13 protein-coding genes are annotated in these 18,658 nt (G+C 34.9%); 5 read left to right on the top strand and 8 right to left on the bottom strand.

Annotated elements, in window-relative coordinates; translation table 11 throughout:
* Positions 1-89: 89 nt before the first annotated feature.
* Entirely contained in the window at positions 90-953 is an 864-nt protein-coding gene (locus AC0L3W_RS04875; RefSeq protein ID WP_290038250.1) for a polysaccharide lyase family 7 protein, read from the bottom strand.
* Between the two features lie 509 nt (positions 954-1,462).
* Between AC0L3W_RS04875 and AC0L3W_RS04870 the strand changes: the two genes are divergently transcribed.
* The gene (locus AC0L3W_RS04870; RefSeq protein WP_290038251.1) at positions 1,463-2,284 is read left to right on the top strand and encodes a GGDEF domain-containing protein; all 822 of its coding nucleotides are present in this window, start codon (positions 1,463-1,465) and stop codon (positions 2,282-2,284) included.
* A gap of 60 nt (positions 2,285-2,344) precedes the next feature.
* Here AC0L3W_RS04870 and AC0L3W_RS04865 read toward each other — a convergent pair whose 3' ends face one another.
* On the bottom strand, positions 2,345-3,895 hold the full coding sequence (locus AC0L3W_RS04865; RefSeq protein ID WP_409439531.1) for a methyl-accepting chemotaxis protein: 1,551 nt from the start codon (positions 3,893-3,895) through the stop codon (positions 2,345-2,347).
* Between the two features lie 274 nt (positions 3,896-4,169).
* Here AC0L3W_RS04865 and AC0L3W_RS04860 point away from each other — a divergent pair, with 274 nt between their 5' ends.
* Together AC0L3W_RS04860 and AC0L3W_RS04855 are read left to right on the top strand one after the other, a co-directional pair.
* A complete protein-coding gene (locus tag AC0L3W_RS04860; RefSeq protein ID WP_409439532.1) occupies positions 4,170-5,474 on the top strand; it encodes a DEAD/DEAH box helicase in 1,305 nt (434 codons plus the stop codon).
* A 413-nt stretch (positions 5,475-5,887) separates the two neighbouring features.
* On the top strand, positions 5,888-8,122 hold the full coding sequence (locus tag AC0L3W_RS04855) for a sensor domain-containing phosphodiesterase (protein ID WP_409439533.1): 2,235 nt from the start codon (positions 5,888-5,890) through the stop codon (positions 8,120-8,122).
* On the opposite strand, the gene yqfB is transcribed toward AC0L3W_RS04855, so the two are convergent.
* The 3 genes from yqfB to AC0L3W_RS04840 form a co-directional block, all read right to left on the bottom strand.
* A complete protein-coding gene (gene yqfB, locus AC0L3W_RS04850; protein WP_290038254.1) occupies positions 8,101-8,436 on the bottom strand; it encodes a N(4)-acetylcytidine aminohydrolase in 336 nt (111 codons plus the stop codon). The two genes, AC0L3W_RS04855 and yqfB, sit on opposite strands and share 22 nt — an antisense overlap.
* 108 nt (positions 8,437-8,544) lie before the next feature.
* The gene (locus AC0L3W_RS04845; RefSeq protein WP_409439534.1) at positions 8,545-9,984 is read right to left on the bottom strand and encodes a methyl-accepting chemotaxis protein; all 1,440 of its coding nucleotides are present in this window, start codon (positions 9,982-9,984) and stop codon (positions 8,545-8,547) included.
* Between the two features lie 860 nt (positions 9,985-10,844).
* A complete protein-coding gene (locus AC0L3W_RS04840; protein WP_409439535.1) occupies positions 10,845-12,002 on the bottom strand; it encodes a YHYH protein in 1,158 nt (385 codons plus the stop codon).
* 195 nt (positions 12,003-12,197) lie between these two features.
* On the opposite strand from AC0L3W_RS04840, the gene AC0L3W_RS04835 reads away from it, so the two are divergent.
* Positions 12,198-12,446: a DUF3297 family protein gene (locus AC0L3W_RS04835; RefSeq protein WP_113819964.1), complete on the top strand. Its 249-nt coding sequence runs from the start codon at positions 12,198-12,200 to the stop codon at positions 12,444-12,446.
* 75 nt (positions 12,447-12,521) lie between these two features.
* Here AC0L3W_RS04835 and AC0L3W_RS04830 read toward each other — a convergent pair whose 3' ends face one another.
* The 3 genes from AC0L3W_RS04830 to AC0L3W_RS04820 all read right to left on the bottom strand — a co-directional run bounded on the left by AC0L3W_RS04830 (position 12,522) and on the right by AC0L3W_RS04820 (position 16,313).
* A complete protein-coding gene (locus AC0L3W_RS04830; RefSeq protein WP_290038258.1) occupies positions 12,522-13,847 on the bottom strand; it encodes a YHYH protein in 1,326 nt (441 codons plus the stop codon).
* A 108-nt stretch (positions 13,848-13,955) separates the two neighbouring features.
* Positions 13,956-14,456, bottom strand: a complete 501-nt coding sequence (locus tag AC0L3W_RS04825; RefSeq protein ID WP_409439536.1) for a hypothetical protein — start codon at positions 14,454-14,456, stop codon at positions 13,956-13,958.
* Between the two features lie 420 nt (positions 14,457-14,876).
* Positions 14,877-16,313: a hypothetical protein gene (locus tag AC0L3W_RS04820; RefSeq protein WP_409439537.1), complete on the bottom strand. Its 1,437-nt coding sequence runs from the start codon at positions 16,311-16,313 to the stop codon at positions 14,877-14,879.
* A 421-nt stretch (positions 16,314-16,734) separates the two neighbouring features.
* Between AC0L3W_RS04820 and AC0L3W_RS04815 the strand changes: the two genes are divergently transcribed.
* Entirely contained in the window at positions 16,735-18,636 is a 1,902-nt protein-coding gene (locus AC0L3W_RS04815; RefSeq protein ID WP_409439538.1) for a methyl-accepting chemotaxis protein, read from the top strand.
* The last annotated feature ends 22 nt before the right edge of the window (positions 18,637-18,658 follow it).

Genomic DNA, 18,658 nt, shown 5'->3' with positions numbered 1-18,658 from the left:
TAACCAGCTACTCAACTCGTAGCTGGAAACTTGCTTAATATAATCACCACAGTGATAGCCAATGACTTCCTGTTGCGATGTTTATAAAATTACCCTTCTACATCAAAGTATAAAGATTTATAACGAATAACAGTTGTACCTGCATCTTGAATATAAGCGCCTGTTTTAAAGAAAAAACCATCCTCAGGCCAATCACTGTCAATGACATGGTCACCACTGCTATTTGTATGTGCTTGATCATCATCATCGCAATTATCAGCTGAATATTCACCACCAGACTTACACATTAATGTGCCACGTACATCATCCATTTTCATGGTCACAACACTGTCTTTAACTTGTACGTAAAAAGAGCGATGTTGATTTGTACTGACAGTAGGTTCACCGCTACTATCTAACCAACGATAAGTATCATATTCAGCATCACAGGTGTCTTTATCGCAAGCCGATAATCTCAATTTTGCTTCATAAAACTTAGTGCCATCTTCTACTATCTGAGCAATACGCATCAATGGTGCACCGATATTATCACTGTCAGAGTTATGCACTTGTAACACCGTAACTTCATCTAAACCATCGCTCGTTGAATTTATTTTAATCGTGCCTTCCATTGTGTTGGTATCAGAACGATTAAAATCCGTTAGATGACGAAACTCAGTACGTGATGATGACTCACCTTCATGAGTGATTTGCATGTAATTTTGACCACTTGGTACTCTAAAATCATCAGTTACATATCCATCAAATGATAGATCAGGATCACTCGAACTCGCATCCGCAAGCTTTGTAGAACCATCCGGAGAAGTTAATTTAACTTGATCAAGTGCAGATTGAAATATTGCTGTACCTGCGCTGTTTTCATAATTATATGGCGCAGTATCGGCAGCTAATGCACTAGCGCTTAATACAGAAAGTCCAAGAAAAATCGATTTGTTAAGATGACTTATTTTCATGCTATCGTTCCTTTAAGGTAAAGTAACCATCAGATTAATAAGGTATTTTATAAATTAATTTAAAATACTATTCGTGCATTCTTTTACTATTCAAAGCTGATCAGTAATGAACACACGAACAAATTAACAACACTCATTTAAGTATTACAATAATATTTAACCCCCTGTAGGTAGTCACTCACAATTTCCTGCTAAGGTTTTTAACTTTCGTGATTAGAAACATATAATCAATTATTGACGGTTGACAGAAAAAGAAAATAATAACTATTAACACTTCCAATTGGTTTAAGTGCTCATTGGCGGGTTTAATTACCTAGGATTAACGAGAGTATTAACGCTTTGTAGTGATTTTTTAATCATTTTGAGAGCATAACGGTTATTTATACCTAATAAAAAGTTAAGTTTGATAATAACTTGCCGATAATTTAACAAATATAACTTAACCTAGCCCGAACGTTTTAAAGTATCATTACTCTAAATATTGATTCGTTTCGCGTGTAAGGAGATTTATGGAAGTTTTGAATCAAAAAGGCGAATTAATTGAATTGGATACTGGCTTTAAGTTTGGAGATAGCTTCTTTACATTGTTAGATTTCGTGAAATATCCAAGCCCAGATGATGCATTACGATGTACAAGTGAATTGCAATGTAAACTGTTTTACCGAGATATTATGAATTATGCATTTGTAGATTCCCATAATCAGCTTTTAGCGGATGGCCATCTTCATTTAGCAGCTAAAAATTTAAATGAAATTAATAACTTATCATTAGATCATTTAACAGGGTTGAAGAAAAGAGAATACTTGGAGCGAAAATTAGCTAGTTTAGATAATGAACAGTATCTGGGTGACCCAGTCGATTTTTCTATGATAATGTGTGATTTAGATAACTTTAAATCCGTCAATGATAAATACGGTCACTCTGTTGGGGATGATACCTTAGCACTTTTTGGTAAATTAATTACTGATACATTGCGCCCTTCCGATTTTGCTTATCGATACGGCGGCGAAGAATTTTTAATCTTATTGCCTAACACTGAATTGAGTGATGCAGTTCTAGTGGCGGAAAGGTTAAGGCAAGTTATTGAAACTCGTTTACAGGTGGGCAACTTTGGTTTAAATCAGATTACCGCTTTTGATTTGGATGTCTCGAAAATATCTAATGATGACAGCGACATCAATAATGCATTTTTTTTAGCGCATAGTGTCACCTGTAGTTTTGGTGTAGCGAATTACCAAGAGCAAGGCCACTCAACGGAAGCATTATTTGATACCGCTGATGCAAATTTATACATCGCTAAGAAAAGCGGAAGAAATAAAGTATCTGCTTAAAACATGGAGCTTCATCAGTAATGCTAAATGAATTACTAAGCAGATACTCGAGTTTATCCGCTACTTAAAACGCAATACCAATTCATGTAAATCATCAGCAATCTTTTTCAAGTAATTTATTGAAGCTTCTGCTTCTGTTGTTAAGTTAACATTTTGATCTGTTAAGCCAGAAATACCCACAACTTGCTGATTAATATCTTCAGATACATGCGCTTGCTGTTCAATCGCTGTGGCAATTTGAATCGACATATCTGAGATTTGTGCAACTGCGTCAACAATACCTTTAAGCATTTCACTGCTTTCTAAGACTTTACTCATCCCATTTTCGGCTTCAACAGTCCCCTGTTCCGCATGAACAACTGCAGTGCTTGTTTTATCTGTTAATAGCTGAACAATTTTAAAGATCTCACTTGTAGAGTCTTGCGTGTGTTTTGCTAAGTTGCGAACTTCGTCTGCTACAACAGCAAAACCCCGCCCTCGCTCTCCTGCTCTAGCTGCTTCAATAGCGGCATTCAATGCAAGTAGATTTGTTTGTTTAGCTATTTGGTCAATGATATTAGTTGCCGCGGATATTCTTTCCGCTTCTGCAGAGACTTCCGTGACAGAGCGATTAATGGTTTGTACCGTCTCTCTTAATTTATCAATTGACGCACTGGTCACATTTGCTAATGCTTCCCCTTTTGTTGCTAATGCTAATGCAGTTTCAGCATGCTCGGCTGTGTCAGAGACTCTAGATGATACTTCATTAATGGTGGCAGTAATCTCATTACTAGCAGTCGCAACTTGCTCCGTTTTAGCTTGCAGTTGATCTAAACCATTTTTAGAATGTTGAACAAACTCAAACGAATTCTGGGATTCAGATGTTACTTTTATTGCAGCCACTTCAATACGACTCAATACCGTTATCAAATGTGATTGTTGACTTAAAATACCAACTTTAACCCTCCCTAATAAACCCGTACTTGATGTATAAGATTGAGCCGCCTGCTCATTTGAAAAGTAACCATTCAATAACTCAGCTAAAGCCAACAAGTTATTTTTATTCATGACACTCATCCACAACGCATATACAAGGTTAGATATGAGTAATAAGACGATAGCAGCGATCATTGAATTAATTGATAGCAGAAATAATGACAATAAGACCAGCACTACAAGTAATGCATTCGGAACAGAAATCAGCAGTGTTTTTCTTAAGCCTTTTCCTTCATTAACCCGTTTGTAAAGTTTTTCAGCTCTCGTTACATCTTGCTGTTTAGGGCACGATCTAACTGATTCATACCCCACAATCTGTCCATTTTCAGTTACAGGTGTTATATAGGCATCAACCCAATAATATCCACCGTCTTTACAGCGATTTTTCACTAACCCCATCCAAGGATTACCATGTTTTAACTGCCCCCACATGGCTTCAAATGCCTCTCTAGGCATATCAGGATGACGTACTAGATTATGAGGTTGACCAATTAATTCATCTCGAGTAAAACCACTTATATCTATAAACTCCTGATTACAATCAATAATATTACCATCAATATCTGTCACTGAGATGAGCTTTGTGTCTTCTGCAAACGTTTTTCTTTGATCGGTCACAGGTAAATTTTTACGCATTAAAATGTCCTTGTTATTAAAGCAATTCCAGTACATTATTTTGATGTATTAGTTTCACTACTCTCAACTACACCAAAAGAGATACATTAATATTACATTAATTGACAATAAATTGATTGTGAAGCTGGTAGTAGTTTTATGATTTTTAGCTAATTAGAGGTAATAAAGCACCTTAAAAGAAAAATACTTAACCTTTCAATACCTTTAATCGCGAACAACTGATTAAAATAGGCTAAAATAGATGGTTATTATTTACCTTAGAGCTATTTATTTAATGACATTTAATGCGATTCCCGATACAAATTCTGACACAGTGATCTCTTTCAAATCACTTAAACTTGTCTCCCCTTTATTAACTCGTTTAGATGAGATCCACTATACAAAACCGACTCCTATTCAGGCGCAGGCAATTCCTAGTATATTAGCAGGTCGAGATATTATTGCGGGTGCAAACACAGGTTCTGGTAAAACAGCTGCATTTGCTTTACCAATTTTAAATAGCCTTGATGCTGTTAACAAAAAACATAAAGCTACCGGTAACTTTGTAACGCATCTGATCTTAGTACCTACTCGAGAGTTAGCAAAACAAGTTTCAGATAGCATAAAATCTTATGCGGTACACTTTAATGGTGCCATTAAAACAGTCTCGGTATTGGGCGGTGTTTCTATCAATACACAGATGCAAGCGTTACGTGGTGGAAGTGATATTGTAGTGGCGACACCAGGTCGTTTATTAGATTTAATCAACAGTAATGCGTTAAAACTCGATAAAGTACAAACATTAGTATTAGATGAAGCAGATAGAATGCTAAGTTTAGGTTTTAGTGATGAACTGTCGTCTTTATTAAGCTTATTACCCACTAAAAAACAAATTCTACTATTCTCAGCAACTTTCCCTGAACAAGTTAATACTCTTACCGCAGAGCTTCTTAATGACCCCGTTGAAATTCAGTTACAAAATGCAGAAGAAAGTACATTAGTACAGCGTTTATTCACTGTTGATAAGGGCCAAAAAACCGCATTGTTATCACATTTGATTAAACAACATCAATGGCAACAAACATTAATCTTTGTTAACGCTAAAACGGCGTGCAAACATTTAGCAGATAAGCTCGCTAAACGCGGTATTACTGCTGAAGTATTTCACGGTGATAAAGGGCAAGGTGCCCGAACGCGAGTGTTAAATGCATTCAAGGCAGGCGAAATTCAAGTGTTAATCGCGACGGATATTGCAGCGCGTGGATTAGATATTGAAAAATTGCCTGTCGTGATCAACTTTGATCTGCCAAGAAGCCCTGCTGATTACATGCATCGTATTGGCCGAAGTGGCCGTGCAGGTGAAATAGGCCTAGCGATCTCTCTTATTGATTACGAAGATTACCACCACTTTAATGTGATAGAGAAAAAACATAAGATCTATTTAGAGCGTGAACAAGAGCCTGGATTTGAAACCACTAACTTTGAAAAATTAGTATTTGAAACAAAAACTAAATTAAAGGCACAACCCAAAGGTATAGGTAAAAAGAAACGTAACAAACAACCACCAATCAATGCAGACATTTGGTTAGGAAAGTCTTAAAAACTTATTAAGTTAACCTCATGTTATTTCGAGGTTAACTTAGCACATCACTCAACCTACACACCTTCATTAATTTTAGCCATTCATATCTTGCTCAGCTTAATACCTCACCTTTTCCAATACTCTTTTTTTACTTTTTCTTTTTGAAGTGGATTTTTTAATCATTTAACCTTCAATTTCCTTGTTTTATTTGCACTAAAAGAGATCTGTTTAACTATTGTATTCGTTTATTTATTATTCAACTTGCTGATAATTATTAGTAATAATTATCAATTTAGCTATAATGTTATATAAAACAGATATTTATTTATATTTATATAGTATTTTATTTTACAATATGATGATAATTGAAATATTTATATCCATAAAGAAGTATCATTGATTTTGTTATCAAATGGGACATAACAGATTTTATGGAATTAAAGAAAAATACTGAGCTTTTAGCAAGCCAACAAAAGATTCTCACTAAAATAGCATTAGGAGACCCTCTTCAAGAAATATTGGAGTCTATATGTATATCTATTGAAGAACTAATTGATGACAAAACAGCTAAATGCTCTATTTTAAAGTTAGTCGATAACCTCCTTTATAGTATTGCGTCTCCTAGTATACCGAACACTTATTCTGAAGTAATAGATGGAGTCACAATTGGACCATCTGCTGGTTCTTGTGGTACAGCTGCATTTATTGGTGAACGTGTTTTAGTAGAGGATATTTCTAATTCACCTTTATGGGAAGGATTTAAGAATATCGCAAAAGATCATCAATTTCAGTCGTGTTGGTCTACTCCTATTATTTCGACCAAATCCGAAGTATTAGGTACTTTTGCAATCTACTATGATTCTCCAAAATCAGCTTCACAAGAATGTTTAAATTTAATTGATTACTTTGTTCACCTTTCCAGTATTGCTATTGAAAAAAGCAACGATGCATCTCATATGAGAAAGTTGATCAAAGATTTAAAAGTGACTAATCAAAACTTAAATGCCTTCATAAAAGTCATTCCTGACCCCGCCATTATTATCACTAAAGAAGGTTTATATCTTAATGTTTATGCGGCATCTGAGAACTTATTGAGTGACCCAATACAAGATTTAGTCGGTAAAAGCATTCATGACATTTTATCCAAAGACGATGCAAAAATGGCGTTAGATAAAATAAATAAAACATTACAAACTAACGAAATACAGGTTTTTGAATACACACTAACTATTCGAGCCAATGAATATATTTTCGAAGGTAGAACTATCAAGATTGATTATGACAATCAAAGTCATGTGTTATGGGTGATCAGGGATATTACTAATCGTAAAAACAGTGAGAATGAAGTTAAAAAATTAGTTTATTATGATCCATTAACTAACTTGCCCAATAGACGTTTACTTACTGAACGTATTGGCGATTGTGTAGAAAAAATAAAACAAGATAACACCATTAGTGTGTTGTTATTTCTAGATATTGACAATTTTAAACGCATTAATGATTCCTTAGGTCATAGTGCGGGAGATCAATTACTTATTCAATCAGCAGAACGTCTTGCCACTGTTTTAGGAGATGTTAATACTTTAGCAAGAATTGGTGGTGATGAATTTGTTATATTAGAAGATGAAATCGCTGATAATATACAACAAGCGAAATCTAACGTGATTAAGTTAGTGCAAAAAATACAGAAAATATTTATCGAAAAATTTGAAATAGGTAAACTTGCCTTTCAAATCAGCGCCAGTATTGGTATCTATTTAATCGATAAAAACCATGCAAATTCAGATAATATTCTGAAGTTTGCTGATACAGCTATGTATCGAACTAAATTCAAAGGAGGTAACGGGTATAGTTTCTTTGATCCTAAACAGCAAACTTTATTGGAAACAAAAACAGAGTTAGAAAGCGAGATAGTAAGAGCAATTGAAAATGATGAGTTCTGTGCCCATTTTCAACCACAAGTAGATACAGAAGGTAACGTAAGTGGTGCAGAGGCTTTAATTCGTTGGAACCACGCTACTAAAGGTCTAGTTCCTCCTTATCAATTTATTCCTTTAGCTGAACAATTTGGTTTGATACAAAAACTTCAAAATATTGTATTACATGATATCTGCTTACTATTAAATCAATTATCAAAAGACTCAAGTCTCCCACCGGGTTATCGAATAGCCATCAACATGGCACAAAATCAATTTAACTCCCCAACTTTAAAAACAGAGTTGATTTCTATTTTAAATCAATATGATATTCATCCTAATCAAATTAAACTAGAAATAACAGAAAGTATGTTATCGAATGATCTACCTTATACTGTACAACAAATGCATGAGCTTAAAGATCAAGGGTTTACATTTTCAATTGATGATTTTGGAACTGGTTATTCATGCTTATCAACATTACATGCTTACCCTGTTGACGAATTGAAAATAGACAAAAGCTTCATTGATAACATTGAAAATGTTCAAACTGGATTACCTATTGTTGAAACAATTATCAATTTAGCGAAAAATCTAAATATCTCGGTAATGGCCGAAGGCGTTGAAATAATAGAGCAATTCAACATATTGAAAGACAAAAAAACGGATGGTATCCAGGGGTATTTAATCGCAAAACCTATGCCTGCTGAACACTATATCAATTGGCATCAAGCAGCGACTAATTCATAATAAATAACATATAGTTGGGTAATACCTGGGTAAATTTCTTGTATTACTGACTTTAAAGTTGCCAAGGTCATATTTTCTTGTTGTGCATGCTCTATAGACAGATTATTAAATAATATTGGCTCTACGGCTAATATGTTTAACCGGCAAAACCATCGATCATCTTCAAAAGTATACACATCGACATGTGTATTGGGTAAATAGTGTTTCTCTTCCTCATTTCTTATCGTTAATGTTTTCTTACCGGATAAAATATCGGCTTCAAATCGTTCAAAAAAGGTTATCTTTGACGGAGATTGTTGAGAGGATGAGCTCATTGAATTTCGCTTCTTATAAAAGTGGCTAAGGATATTATTGCAGTTCACACTGCAATAATATTAATCCCTTTTAAGCCAAGATCAGGTAATTGGTGTCATTACTACAGATTAAGTTCTATAGTGCGCTAATATTTTACCTAGTTTCTCTGCACCTTCAGATAAGTTCTTCGTCCCCAATGAAGATTTATGGGCATAGTCACGAATAGATGTTGATTGATCGCGAATACCAGTCAATTCAGATGCAATATCATTAACTACCGAGCTTTGTTCTTCAGATGATGTCGCAATATGAAATGTCATCTCTATCACAGCTTGTGATGATTCAGCGATTGAATTGATATCAGTACCAATCTCTTTAATCAAACTTGTACTCGTTTGTGCCTGATTTACTGTGTTGTTGGTAATAGTTGATATGTTGTTCGTTTCAGATTGAAGGTTACTGATCATCGATTGAATCTCTACCGTCGCAGACTGTGTTCTACTCGCCAATGTTCTAACTTCATCAGCAACCACGGCAAAACCTCGTCCCATTTCTCCTGCACGTGCAGCTTCTATAGCAGCATTTAATGCCAATAAGTTAGTTTGATCCGAGATTGAATTAATGGTAGTGATCACTTCATCTATTTGTGTCGCATTCTCTTTTAATGTCGCCACCGAATATGAAGTTTCTTCAATATAATTAGATAGCTGTTGTATCTCACTTATCACTAATTGAACGCGTTGGTCACTTTGTTTGACATGTTCAGAATTCAACTCAACCTGCTTAGAAGCATTTTGAGATATTTCTGTCACTTCAAGTGATGAAGCGGTCATCTCTTCCATTGCCGTAGCAACAGAATCAAGCGATGTATATTGTTGATTAATTTGCATTTCACTTTGCTTACTATGCTCAGCAATATCCGATGAAGTATAGTGTAACATTGATGCATTTTCTTTCACGGTATCAACAAGTTCAGATAAGGTATCCATAGCTTTATCTAAAGATGCACCAATGGTCCCGAACTCATCTCGACCTTCAATAAAGCCTAAGCGAGAAGTTAAATCGCCTTTAACGATTTTTAAGGTTGTATCCCACAATACCCATAATGCACCACGTAAAAAGGTTGCAGTCCAATAAAGTACTAACGCGAATGGGAATAACCACAAAAAAGTAAGTAATAAACTATTAAATGCACTTTGTTTAGCTGGTTTTTCAATTGTTAATACAGATTCTGACAATGAAGCAAATTGTTGTGACTTAGTTTTAACCACGGCGGTAACATGGTCATTGTTACGCACAGTTTGATAAATAGAGGCCGGATATGTCACCCCTAAAAGACTAATTTTATCTAGTTGATTAGTGGATTCAAGTGCTGTGACCATACCTGATAAACGTTGTTCTAAAGCTTTAGCTGATTGAGATTCAATACTGTCTATTGTATCGAGGTAACGACTAACAGAAACAAAACTAAGTATAATTATAAACAGGGCTAAGATGACCCAAAACTTGTCAAAAAGTGACATCTTAATAAATAACTTATCAATGTTTCTAAATTGAACTTGTTTCATATTATTTCCATATAAAGTGAGGTAGATCACGTGTAAAAAGTTATCTATTATTTATAACTTTATGTTTGATAACGTTGACTATAAAACAGCCAACAAAGGTTATTGTGTTGATTAACAAGAAAAATTAAATCATTAAACTTTCTAAAAATAAGATTCTAAGATCCAATATACCTCTAAAGTGTGACCTAGATCTACCAATGACGTTTATTTAGTATATTCATCTTATTACTAACAAAATATGTGGTTAATACGTGTTTATTTTACGCCTGTTAACCAACAAACAGTTTGTACCCAGTGTAAATTCTCTGATGATTTTAACGAGACGGCATTATTTATGTGGTTAATGGTTCTCCTTAAAAACCTACGAAGTCCATTACCTAATGAATAGTTATTGCTATTTTTTGGCAACTCTTTTTTATGCTCACCATACTTTCAATGAGTTTACCTGCGGTTACAGCAAAGGCTCTCCCCCACTTACCTAGTAGTTTTGCCCTATTAAATTAATTTACGTAGTATCTTTAACCACAATAGACACGGTTTGTACTGTTTCATCGGCAACAAAATTATAAGTAGATTTGATAATTTTCAGGTAATCAGTGGAGTCCATTATCTGTGTAATAATGATGGGACTAAAATTGAGGTTTTAGCTAAATTAATATCTGCCATAAATATGTAAATCACTTGTTTACATATAACCAATATATAACAGTGGATTTTAACCACTAATAATGATTTTAAATAATTAAATAAGTGAAATTATAGGGGGCCAGACTGTTTATACTAGCCTGCCATGCGAATGGTTAGTGTCAGGAAAAGTCGCTAAGCGCATCAAGTATTCACTTAGCGATATCGTTCAAGTTTTAATGTTCTGGTGGAGTTGGTAAAGCTTCTTTGAGTTGTGTTTCTGTCACCCCTAATTCTTTTGCTGCAGCCGTGACATCTAAGTTTCTTCCGCCGTTATTCATAATAACCTGCATTAACTGTTTTTCTGTCACACCTAGTGTTTTCGCTGCTTTATCGAAACCAGGAGGAGTACCATGCCCTGGACCACCACCTTGCCCAGGCCCTCCTTCAGCACCTATTCCTTGTTTCGCTGTTGTTGAAAAGTTATCTTTAGCAACTACGCCATGTAAACACGTTGGTAAATTAGGAAAAGTAGTAGAAGCATGATAATGGTATATGCCTTTAGGGTATTCATTTGTAGGGCCAAAATGACCGCCACAAATATCTAGATTTTCTGGTATTTTTCCGCTTAACTCTAAACTACCGTAAATTGGGAAGCCGTCAAAGGCATAAGCAAAAATAGCACTGGCTTTTTGCTCAATATGACATTCAATATCTAAGTGCTCTTCTTTATAAACAGAATCAATATCGGTAGCTGTTGAATGCCAATGGTACCAACCACCTGGGTCGACATGTCCACCACATTTATCTAACGCTGGCATATGTCCTGTTTCTAATACAGAAGGTGCATCAGCAAAAATAGGCACACCATCTAACGCTAAGCCAACCTTTGCTACTGTACCTAAACCATTTACTTTTTCAGCTTTAACCGGATTGATTGGTATTAATACTGTCATTTCAACAGTCTTATCAACGGAAGCTTGTAAACAAGAATTGTTATTTTTAGGCTGAGTAGTACGCACATCTGTAATGTTTACTTTTCCATCTTCATCATAGAAGTGGTAACCTTGGCTATCCAACATTGATAAAAAGCCTTTATCTATTTGGTATAAACCAGCCATTTCCCCGTCCCAATCCCAAATACCACCTTTTTGATCAATACTTTCTGGACAAAATGGGCCTGTTTTCAGATTATCTGGCTGATATTTAACAACAAATTTTGCACAATTAGCCACGTCACCATTTTCCAATGAGCACTCAACGATGACAGGATCTTTGACCAAGGCATCTTTATTAATGCTGTGAACATCAATACCAGCCCAAGCGCTATTAATAAGTAAAGTCATAACAACACTACTCGCTAATACATATTGTTTGAATTTTGGTAATTTCATTAAACTTCCTTAAATAATATTTATTACTTTTTTATAATCTAATCTTTATAAATTTATCTTTAGCGGATTTGATATCAGACTTATAGAACTAGCCAATTACGGCGCTATTTGCTTCAAAATTTATAACTACATCGCTTGAGCAGCTTTAACATATTGCTTACAATGCACTACTTTCACTTTTATAGGTTTATATTTATGAACGACACTCAGTCGCTACCAACACTCCCGGACCGTCTATCTGTTAACCCTCGTAGTCCATATCATGTTGCAGAGATATTTGAACACGATATTGGCATTAGACTTAATGGCAAAGAACGTTTTGATGTAGAAGAATATTGTATCAGCGAAGGTTGGGCATTAGTTTCAGCACATAAAGCTCTAGACCGTCGCGGCCAACCTCTTATGAGAACAGTTAAAGGTACCGTTGAGGCTTACTACCGATAGATATTAATGAGTAAAGGTGCTTCAAACGCACCTTTTTTATACATAACCTAATCAATTGTTTTACGTTAATTGCTATTACCTAGCTGGAAAGCCACCTACCACTGTATCTGTACTGGTATCACAAGTTGCAAATGAGTTATCTGGTAATTCACCTTTAAACCTAGGGCCCATTTGATATGGGAAAGAAGGAGAGAGTGTCCCATCATCATCTTCAGTCAAGGTAATATGGTAGTGATAACCTTTGCCATCACCAGTATCGTGACCATTATGCTCATCTAACACTGCACCAGTGACTTCCTCATCTGCATAATAATAATCTTCATAATAATATCCATTATCAGCAGCAATTACATTATCTGATAATGTAGTAACATCTTCACCGATATCAGGGCCATTTTCTTCGACTTCAGTGACACCAGCGTCAAGGTCATATTCATCTACAAGCACACAAGTTCTCTGACCTTCAGTATCGCAGCCACCTTCTGCTTCAGAAGCACCATAGTCACGTACTTTCCAACCACTTACGGCTAATTCACCAGCACTTTCGTATGGGCCATATAATGGATAACCGTCTGCAGCAAAACCATATATAGGTGAATGCTGATCACCTTCATCTCCAACTAACTCAGCTAAACAACTAGTATATTGATGGTGGTGATAAAGACCATTTGCCGCATGTCCAGCACAAATATCAACATCATATTGTTCAGCTTCAGGCGCTAAGTTATACCATTGGTTGGTACTATAAGTCATGCCATCACCCCAGTTAAAAATAGCAACTCCATTGACCATTAAACCAATGCTATTCAACCCCGTTTCACACACTTCACTATCATCTAAGTCTGTTGGTGTATCGATAAAATAAGCCTCTACAGACTGTTGATATGGACAACCAGGTCCAGGTGGCCAATAACCTGCGCCACCGGTATCATCGCAATTTTCGCTACTACTGTTATAACCGATATCTTGGCCGAACAAGACAAGATCACCTGCAGCAACGGTAGTATATCCATCGACAAAATCAGTTTCTGCTTTAGGGCGGTCATCTAAATTCTCGACCATTTTATCTGTCATAGTCATATCATATTTAGGGATACCGTTGGTTAGTACATAGGTATATTCAATGCCCCCATCTGTCACTGTTTCTGCTGATTGCACGTCCTCAACGACACCGTCACCATTATCATCTAAAATGTAAGTTGATGTATTGATGTTATTAATTATCCAATTAGAATCTTGGTCTTCTTCTGTATCTTCATCGGTAGTTTCTTCTACGTCATCAACTTCCGAGACTTCGTCACTGATCAAATCAGATGTTTCAGAAGATGAATCACCACAACCACCAATAACGAGTAGTAAAAAACCACTAAATAATAGATTTAAACATTCCTTGTTTTTCACTTTATTCCTCCGATATCAATATAATGTTAATTTAACGGAACAATGTGCAATAAATGTGCAATATCTAAAAAATAACATGTATATTTATATCAAAGATGAGTTGTGTATTTATAGGATAGGGAAGCTTTCAAATCGATAAGTGATAAAGGGAGAACTATTTGTATCTATGTAAAGCGTTGCTAAGATTTTTTTATTCTCAGCCACCCAATACATGTGACCATGGTTATTCAAAGTGACTGAAACGGTATTTATACCATTCTTAAAATAATGCAGTGGAATATGGATAGTTTTTCCATAAATTCGTCGAATTTTAGTGCCATTAATATACAAATGAGCATGCCCTTCTACAACATTTGATCTTGGGTCAATACTAACTTTCATTAACTCAGCCATAGTAGCTTTTTTAGGTGGTGGGATTAGGGAGTAATGTTGAGTATTTAAAGTCAAATTATAGCCATCAATAGTATCTTTACTAAGTTTTAGGCTTAACCTTGGAGATGGAATGTCAACTGGCACAGTAATGGGAAGGTGTGAATGCTCGATTATCTCTTGTGCTAATGATTGAGTAATCCCTGACAACAATAAAGCCAAAATAGTGATGAATTTCATAATATCCTCTCATGAAATTGAGTTAATTTTCTAATGTATTTATATTTTTAAGTATTTAAAATGGATGCTATTAACACGCTATTTTGTTCGGTCGCTAATATTTTCCTTTTTTACAAATACACGTAATTTCATCAATAAGAAATAACTCATCTAACTAAAATAAAAAAATCAAAATATAGATAAATAATAAAACCTGATAGAGAATACCCGTTTCAGTATTGTTTATTACCCCGTAAATTTAAAATATAAACATTTAAAAACATAAACTTAAGAATTTATTGTTAGATATAAAAAATGCTGAAATGAAATATTTATTACTAAAATTAAATAATAATATCTCAAATCAGCACATCAATAAAAAACATAAATTTAATAAATAAATGACAAAACGATTTACTTAGACATTTATTAATTCTTTACTTAATAGTCTAATGTTACCCCTGCAAACATTAACGAACTATAGCCAGCAAAAGTATCAATAGGACGAATCTCAAGGTTCAATTCACCTTCAAATTCAATGTCAACTTTGTAGTTTTTCCAAGAAAAACCAGAACTCAAAGTAATTATTTCACTTTCTCCATTAATAATTAATTCTATTGAAGCTGATTCATGGCTCCATGCCCCAGCGGTAAGATAGATTGATGCCATATTGACTTGTTGCTCACCACTATTTAAAGTTAAGGCTATGCCATTATCAGGATTCCAACTCATTGATTGATAACCTTTATAGGTCTTGTCGTTTTGATCGGTAAATGTGTAACGATTAGTACGTGATTTAGTCGTTCCTATGTAGGATAAAGACGACAGTGTCGCATTTGATAAAGTACTATTCACCACTTCAAGTTGGTGGTTGAAAAATGTGTTATCTGATACATCAATATTAGTACCGTTATCAGTCTGAATATCGACTAATGCAGCATATTGAATAACTTCTTCTACGGCTCTAGTAGTAGTTTCTATCTCATCAAAAACAATACCAGCAACCATCACTGAACTGTAACCACCGTGATCGCTATCTGTGGTGATCGTTACTGGTACTGTTCCTTCAAAACTAATATCGACTGCCATATACTGCCAAGAATACCCTTTTGTTAAGGTAATTGTTTCGGTTTGATCGCCAGCAATAATTTTCACTGAGGCTGAAGAGCTACTCCATGCGCCTGCTTGAAGGTAAATACGTGCAATTTGTGAAGTGCCATTACTGTACATATCAAAAGTAATACTATTACCTGTATTGAATGCCATGCTCACATAACCACTACTTAAAACAGTATCATCATCACTAAATGCAAAGTAATCAGTAGCTCTACTTCGGCTATTACCACTAGTCACATCAAACACTACAGATGACACAGTGGCATCACTATTGTCAGAGTTATAATGACTCTCATCATAAAATGAATATAAACCATGCTCTGTAACATCTATCTCAATTGGCTTACTGATAAACTCATGTGATAAAGCCACACTGTATGAATCATCAACATATTCAATCGTCTCTTCTACTTCTGTTATGTCATTATCACTGTCATAACCGTTATCGTCAGCTTCTGCCACTTCCATACAGGACTCATCTGAATAGCTTGATCCTGCTGAGTTAAAAGCAATAACTCGATAACAATAACTTTCATCCACTAACACATCATTATCTGTGTAACTGGTGGTGTTTGCCGAAAGCGTTGAAATGATAGCGGAATCATTTTCATTTAAACCACGTTTCTCAACATAAAACCCATCTTCATTAGACGAGCTGTCAGCCCAAGTAATATGTAGACTAGCAGCGTAAACTGAACTCAAGGGTAAATAAAACCCTAAAAATAGATATAAAATAACGTATTTGTTATAGATATAAACCATGTTGCTTCTCCGATCTTTTAGGCAACTCTATTTCAATCTGGGTTGAATTCGGAGCGTTTCGCCTGTTTTGCATTGTTTTTAAGCGCCTAATAAAGGACAACTTCCATTAGGTATTAATCATGTTGCGACAATCAATTTTGATAACATCCGTTCAACAAACTAAAAATACTACTTTAAGGGTAGTTAATTACTTTATTTATGCAAAATTAAACAAATCAAAATATGCATATTTCTAGCCTAAATACCGCTAAACGACTAATTTTAAGATGAATAATTTTTAAAATTATTTTTGAAAATCTATTTATATAATTCCATGGTTAATCGATAACTTAATGTTACAATACTACTCATATAGGGTTAATTATTTTTAATAACAATACCCTACAAACATTTAAATACTTATAAAAAAATAAAGGGACTTATGCGCTCACTTTCTATAAAAAACCGAATCATTCTATCTATATTACTGGTTGTTGTTGTATCAACGAGTGTGATTGCACTTGTCGCTCAATTAAAATCACGTGAACTGTTATTAAATCGCCTACAAAATTCGGAATTACCAAATTTAGTACAACGTGTTTCTCAAACAGTGGATGAAGAAATTTCTGAGATGAAGGCAATTACGAAATCAATTGCTAATAATCCATTTATTTATCGATTAATAGATAACAATGACAGACCAGAGATAGATAAACGTTTAACTGAATATTTATCAGGTATTGCTAATAGCAATAACTTGAGTAATGCCTCATATATTGAGCGCAACTCTGAACAGTATTGGAATCAAAAAGGCTTTCTTCGAGTGCTGCAGAATAATCAACACGACAGTTGGTATTTCAAATTCAAAAACAGTGGCAAGGAAACTTCTGCCAGTACTTACACTGAATCTGACGGTACAATTAATGTATTTGTAAACTATCAACAACTTAATGGAAGAGGTTCATCCGGTGTATCAAGAACATTTTCTGATATCGCCACCCTGTTACAACAATTTAAAATTGAGCAAACAGGATTTGTTTATTTAGTAGACCAAAAAGGCCTGATTAAAGTTCATAAAAACCGTAATTTTGCAGAAACTAAGAATGTTAATGATATTTTTCCTGAATTAGACAAAAGTACCCTTTTTGCTAAACAATCTTTCGCTTTCCAAGAAGTGGGTGATTACATGATTTCAACCAGCTATATTGAGAGTTTACAGTGGTATATCATTGCACAAGTTCCAAAAAGTGAGCTATATGAACCGATTACGGAAGCACGTAACTACATGTTAATCCTATTTTTGATTATCGTTTCCGTGTTCGTTGGTTTAAGTATTATTGTTTCCAATAAATTAGTTTTGCCTTTACAAAAAATGGCTGAAAAATTCCAAATATTAGGTGATGGCGAAGGTGATTTAACCAGTAAAGTTGATGAAAATGGCGCTTATGAAATTGCACAACTAGCAAAAGGCTTTAACTCATTTGTAGCTAATATTCGTACCGTAGTCCATGATGTAAAATCCACTTCAACAGACATTAGAAGTGCTTCTGAAACTGTTTATAAAGATGCCAATGCGTCTAAATTATCACTTGATAAACAAAGAGATGAAGCACACCAAGTATCGGTAGCTATTAATGAAATGGGCAGTACAATTGCTGAAATTGCGAATAATGCAGCCGTAGCAGCAGATACAACAAACAAAGCAACGGACATGACATCACAGGCGCAAATAGTCGTTAATGAATCGACACAAACAATCAGCCACATGGCCGAAGATATGGAAGTTGTTTCTACTAACATTGAAACGCTAGCTCAACGTAGTGATTCGATTAGTAGTGTGCTTGATGTCATTAGAGGTATCTCTGAACAGACTAACTTATTAGCGCTTAATGCTGCTATTGAAGCCGCTCGTGCAGGTGAATATGGACGTGGTTTTGCAGTGGTTGCAGATGAAGTGAGAAACTTAGCTAAGAAGACCCACGAATCAACAGATGAAATTCATAGAATGATCACTGAATTGCAAGACGGCTCTAAATTAGCAGTAGACTCTGTCCATAAAAGTCGTGAACAAGCAATTTTAGGATTAAGTGCAGCACAAAAAACTAACTCTGTTTTAAATGAAATTGTTAACAATGTTCAACATATCTCAGACTTAAATACGCAAATTGCAACAGCGACTGAAGAGCAATCTGCAGTAATCAATGAAATTAATGTACATGTAGTCAATATCAGTGACAGTACCGAAGAAAGTGCACATGCATCGCAGAATATTGAATCTTCAACAGATTTATTGAAGTCGATGGCTGCAAGTTTAGATAAATTGGTAAATCGTTTTAAATCATAACCATCCAAAATATTAAGTGGCT

Source organism: Psychromonas sp. KJ10-5 (genome assembly GCF_055808325.1).
Note: the sequence above shows the minus strand (reverse complement) of the source record. Positions and strands in the feature narration are given on the sequence as shown.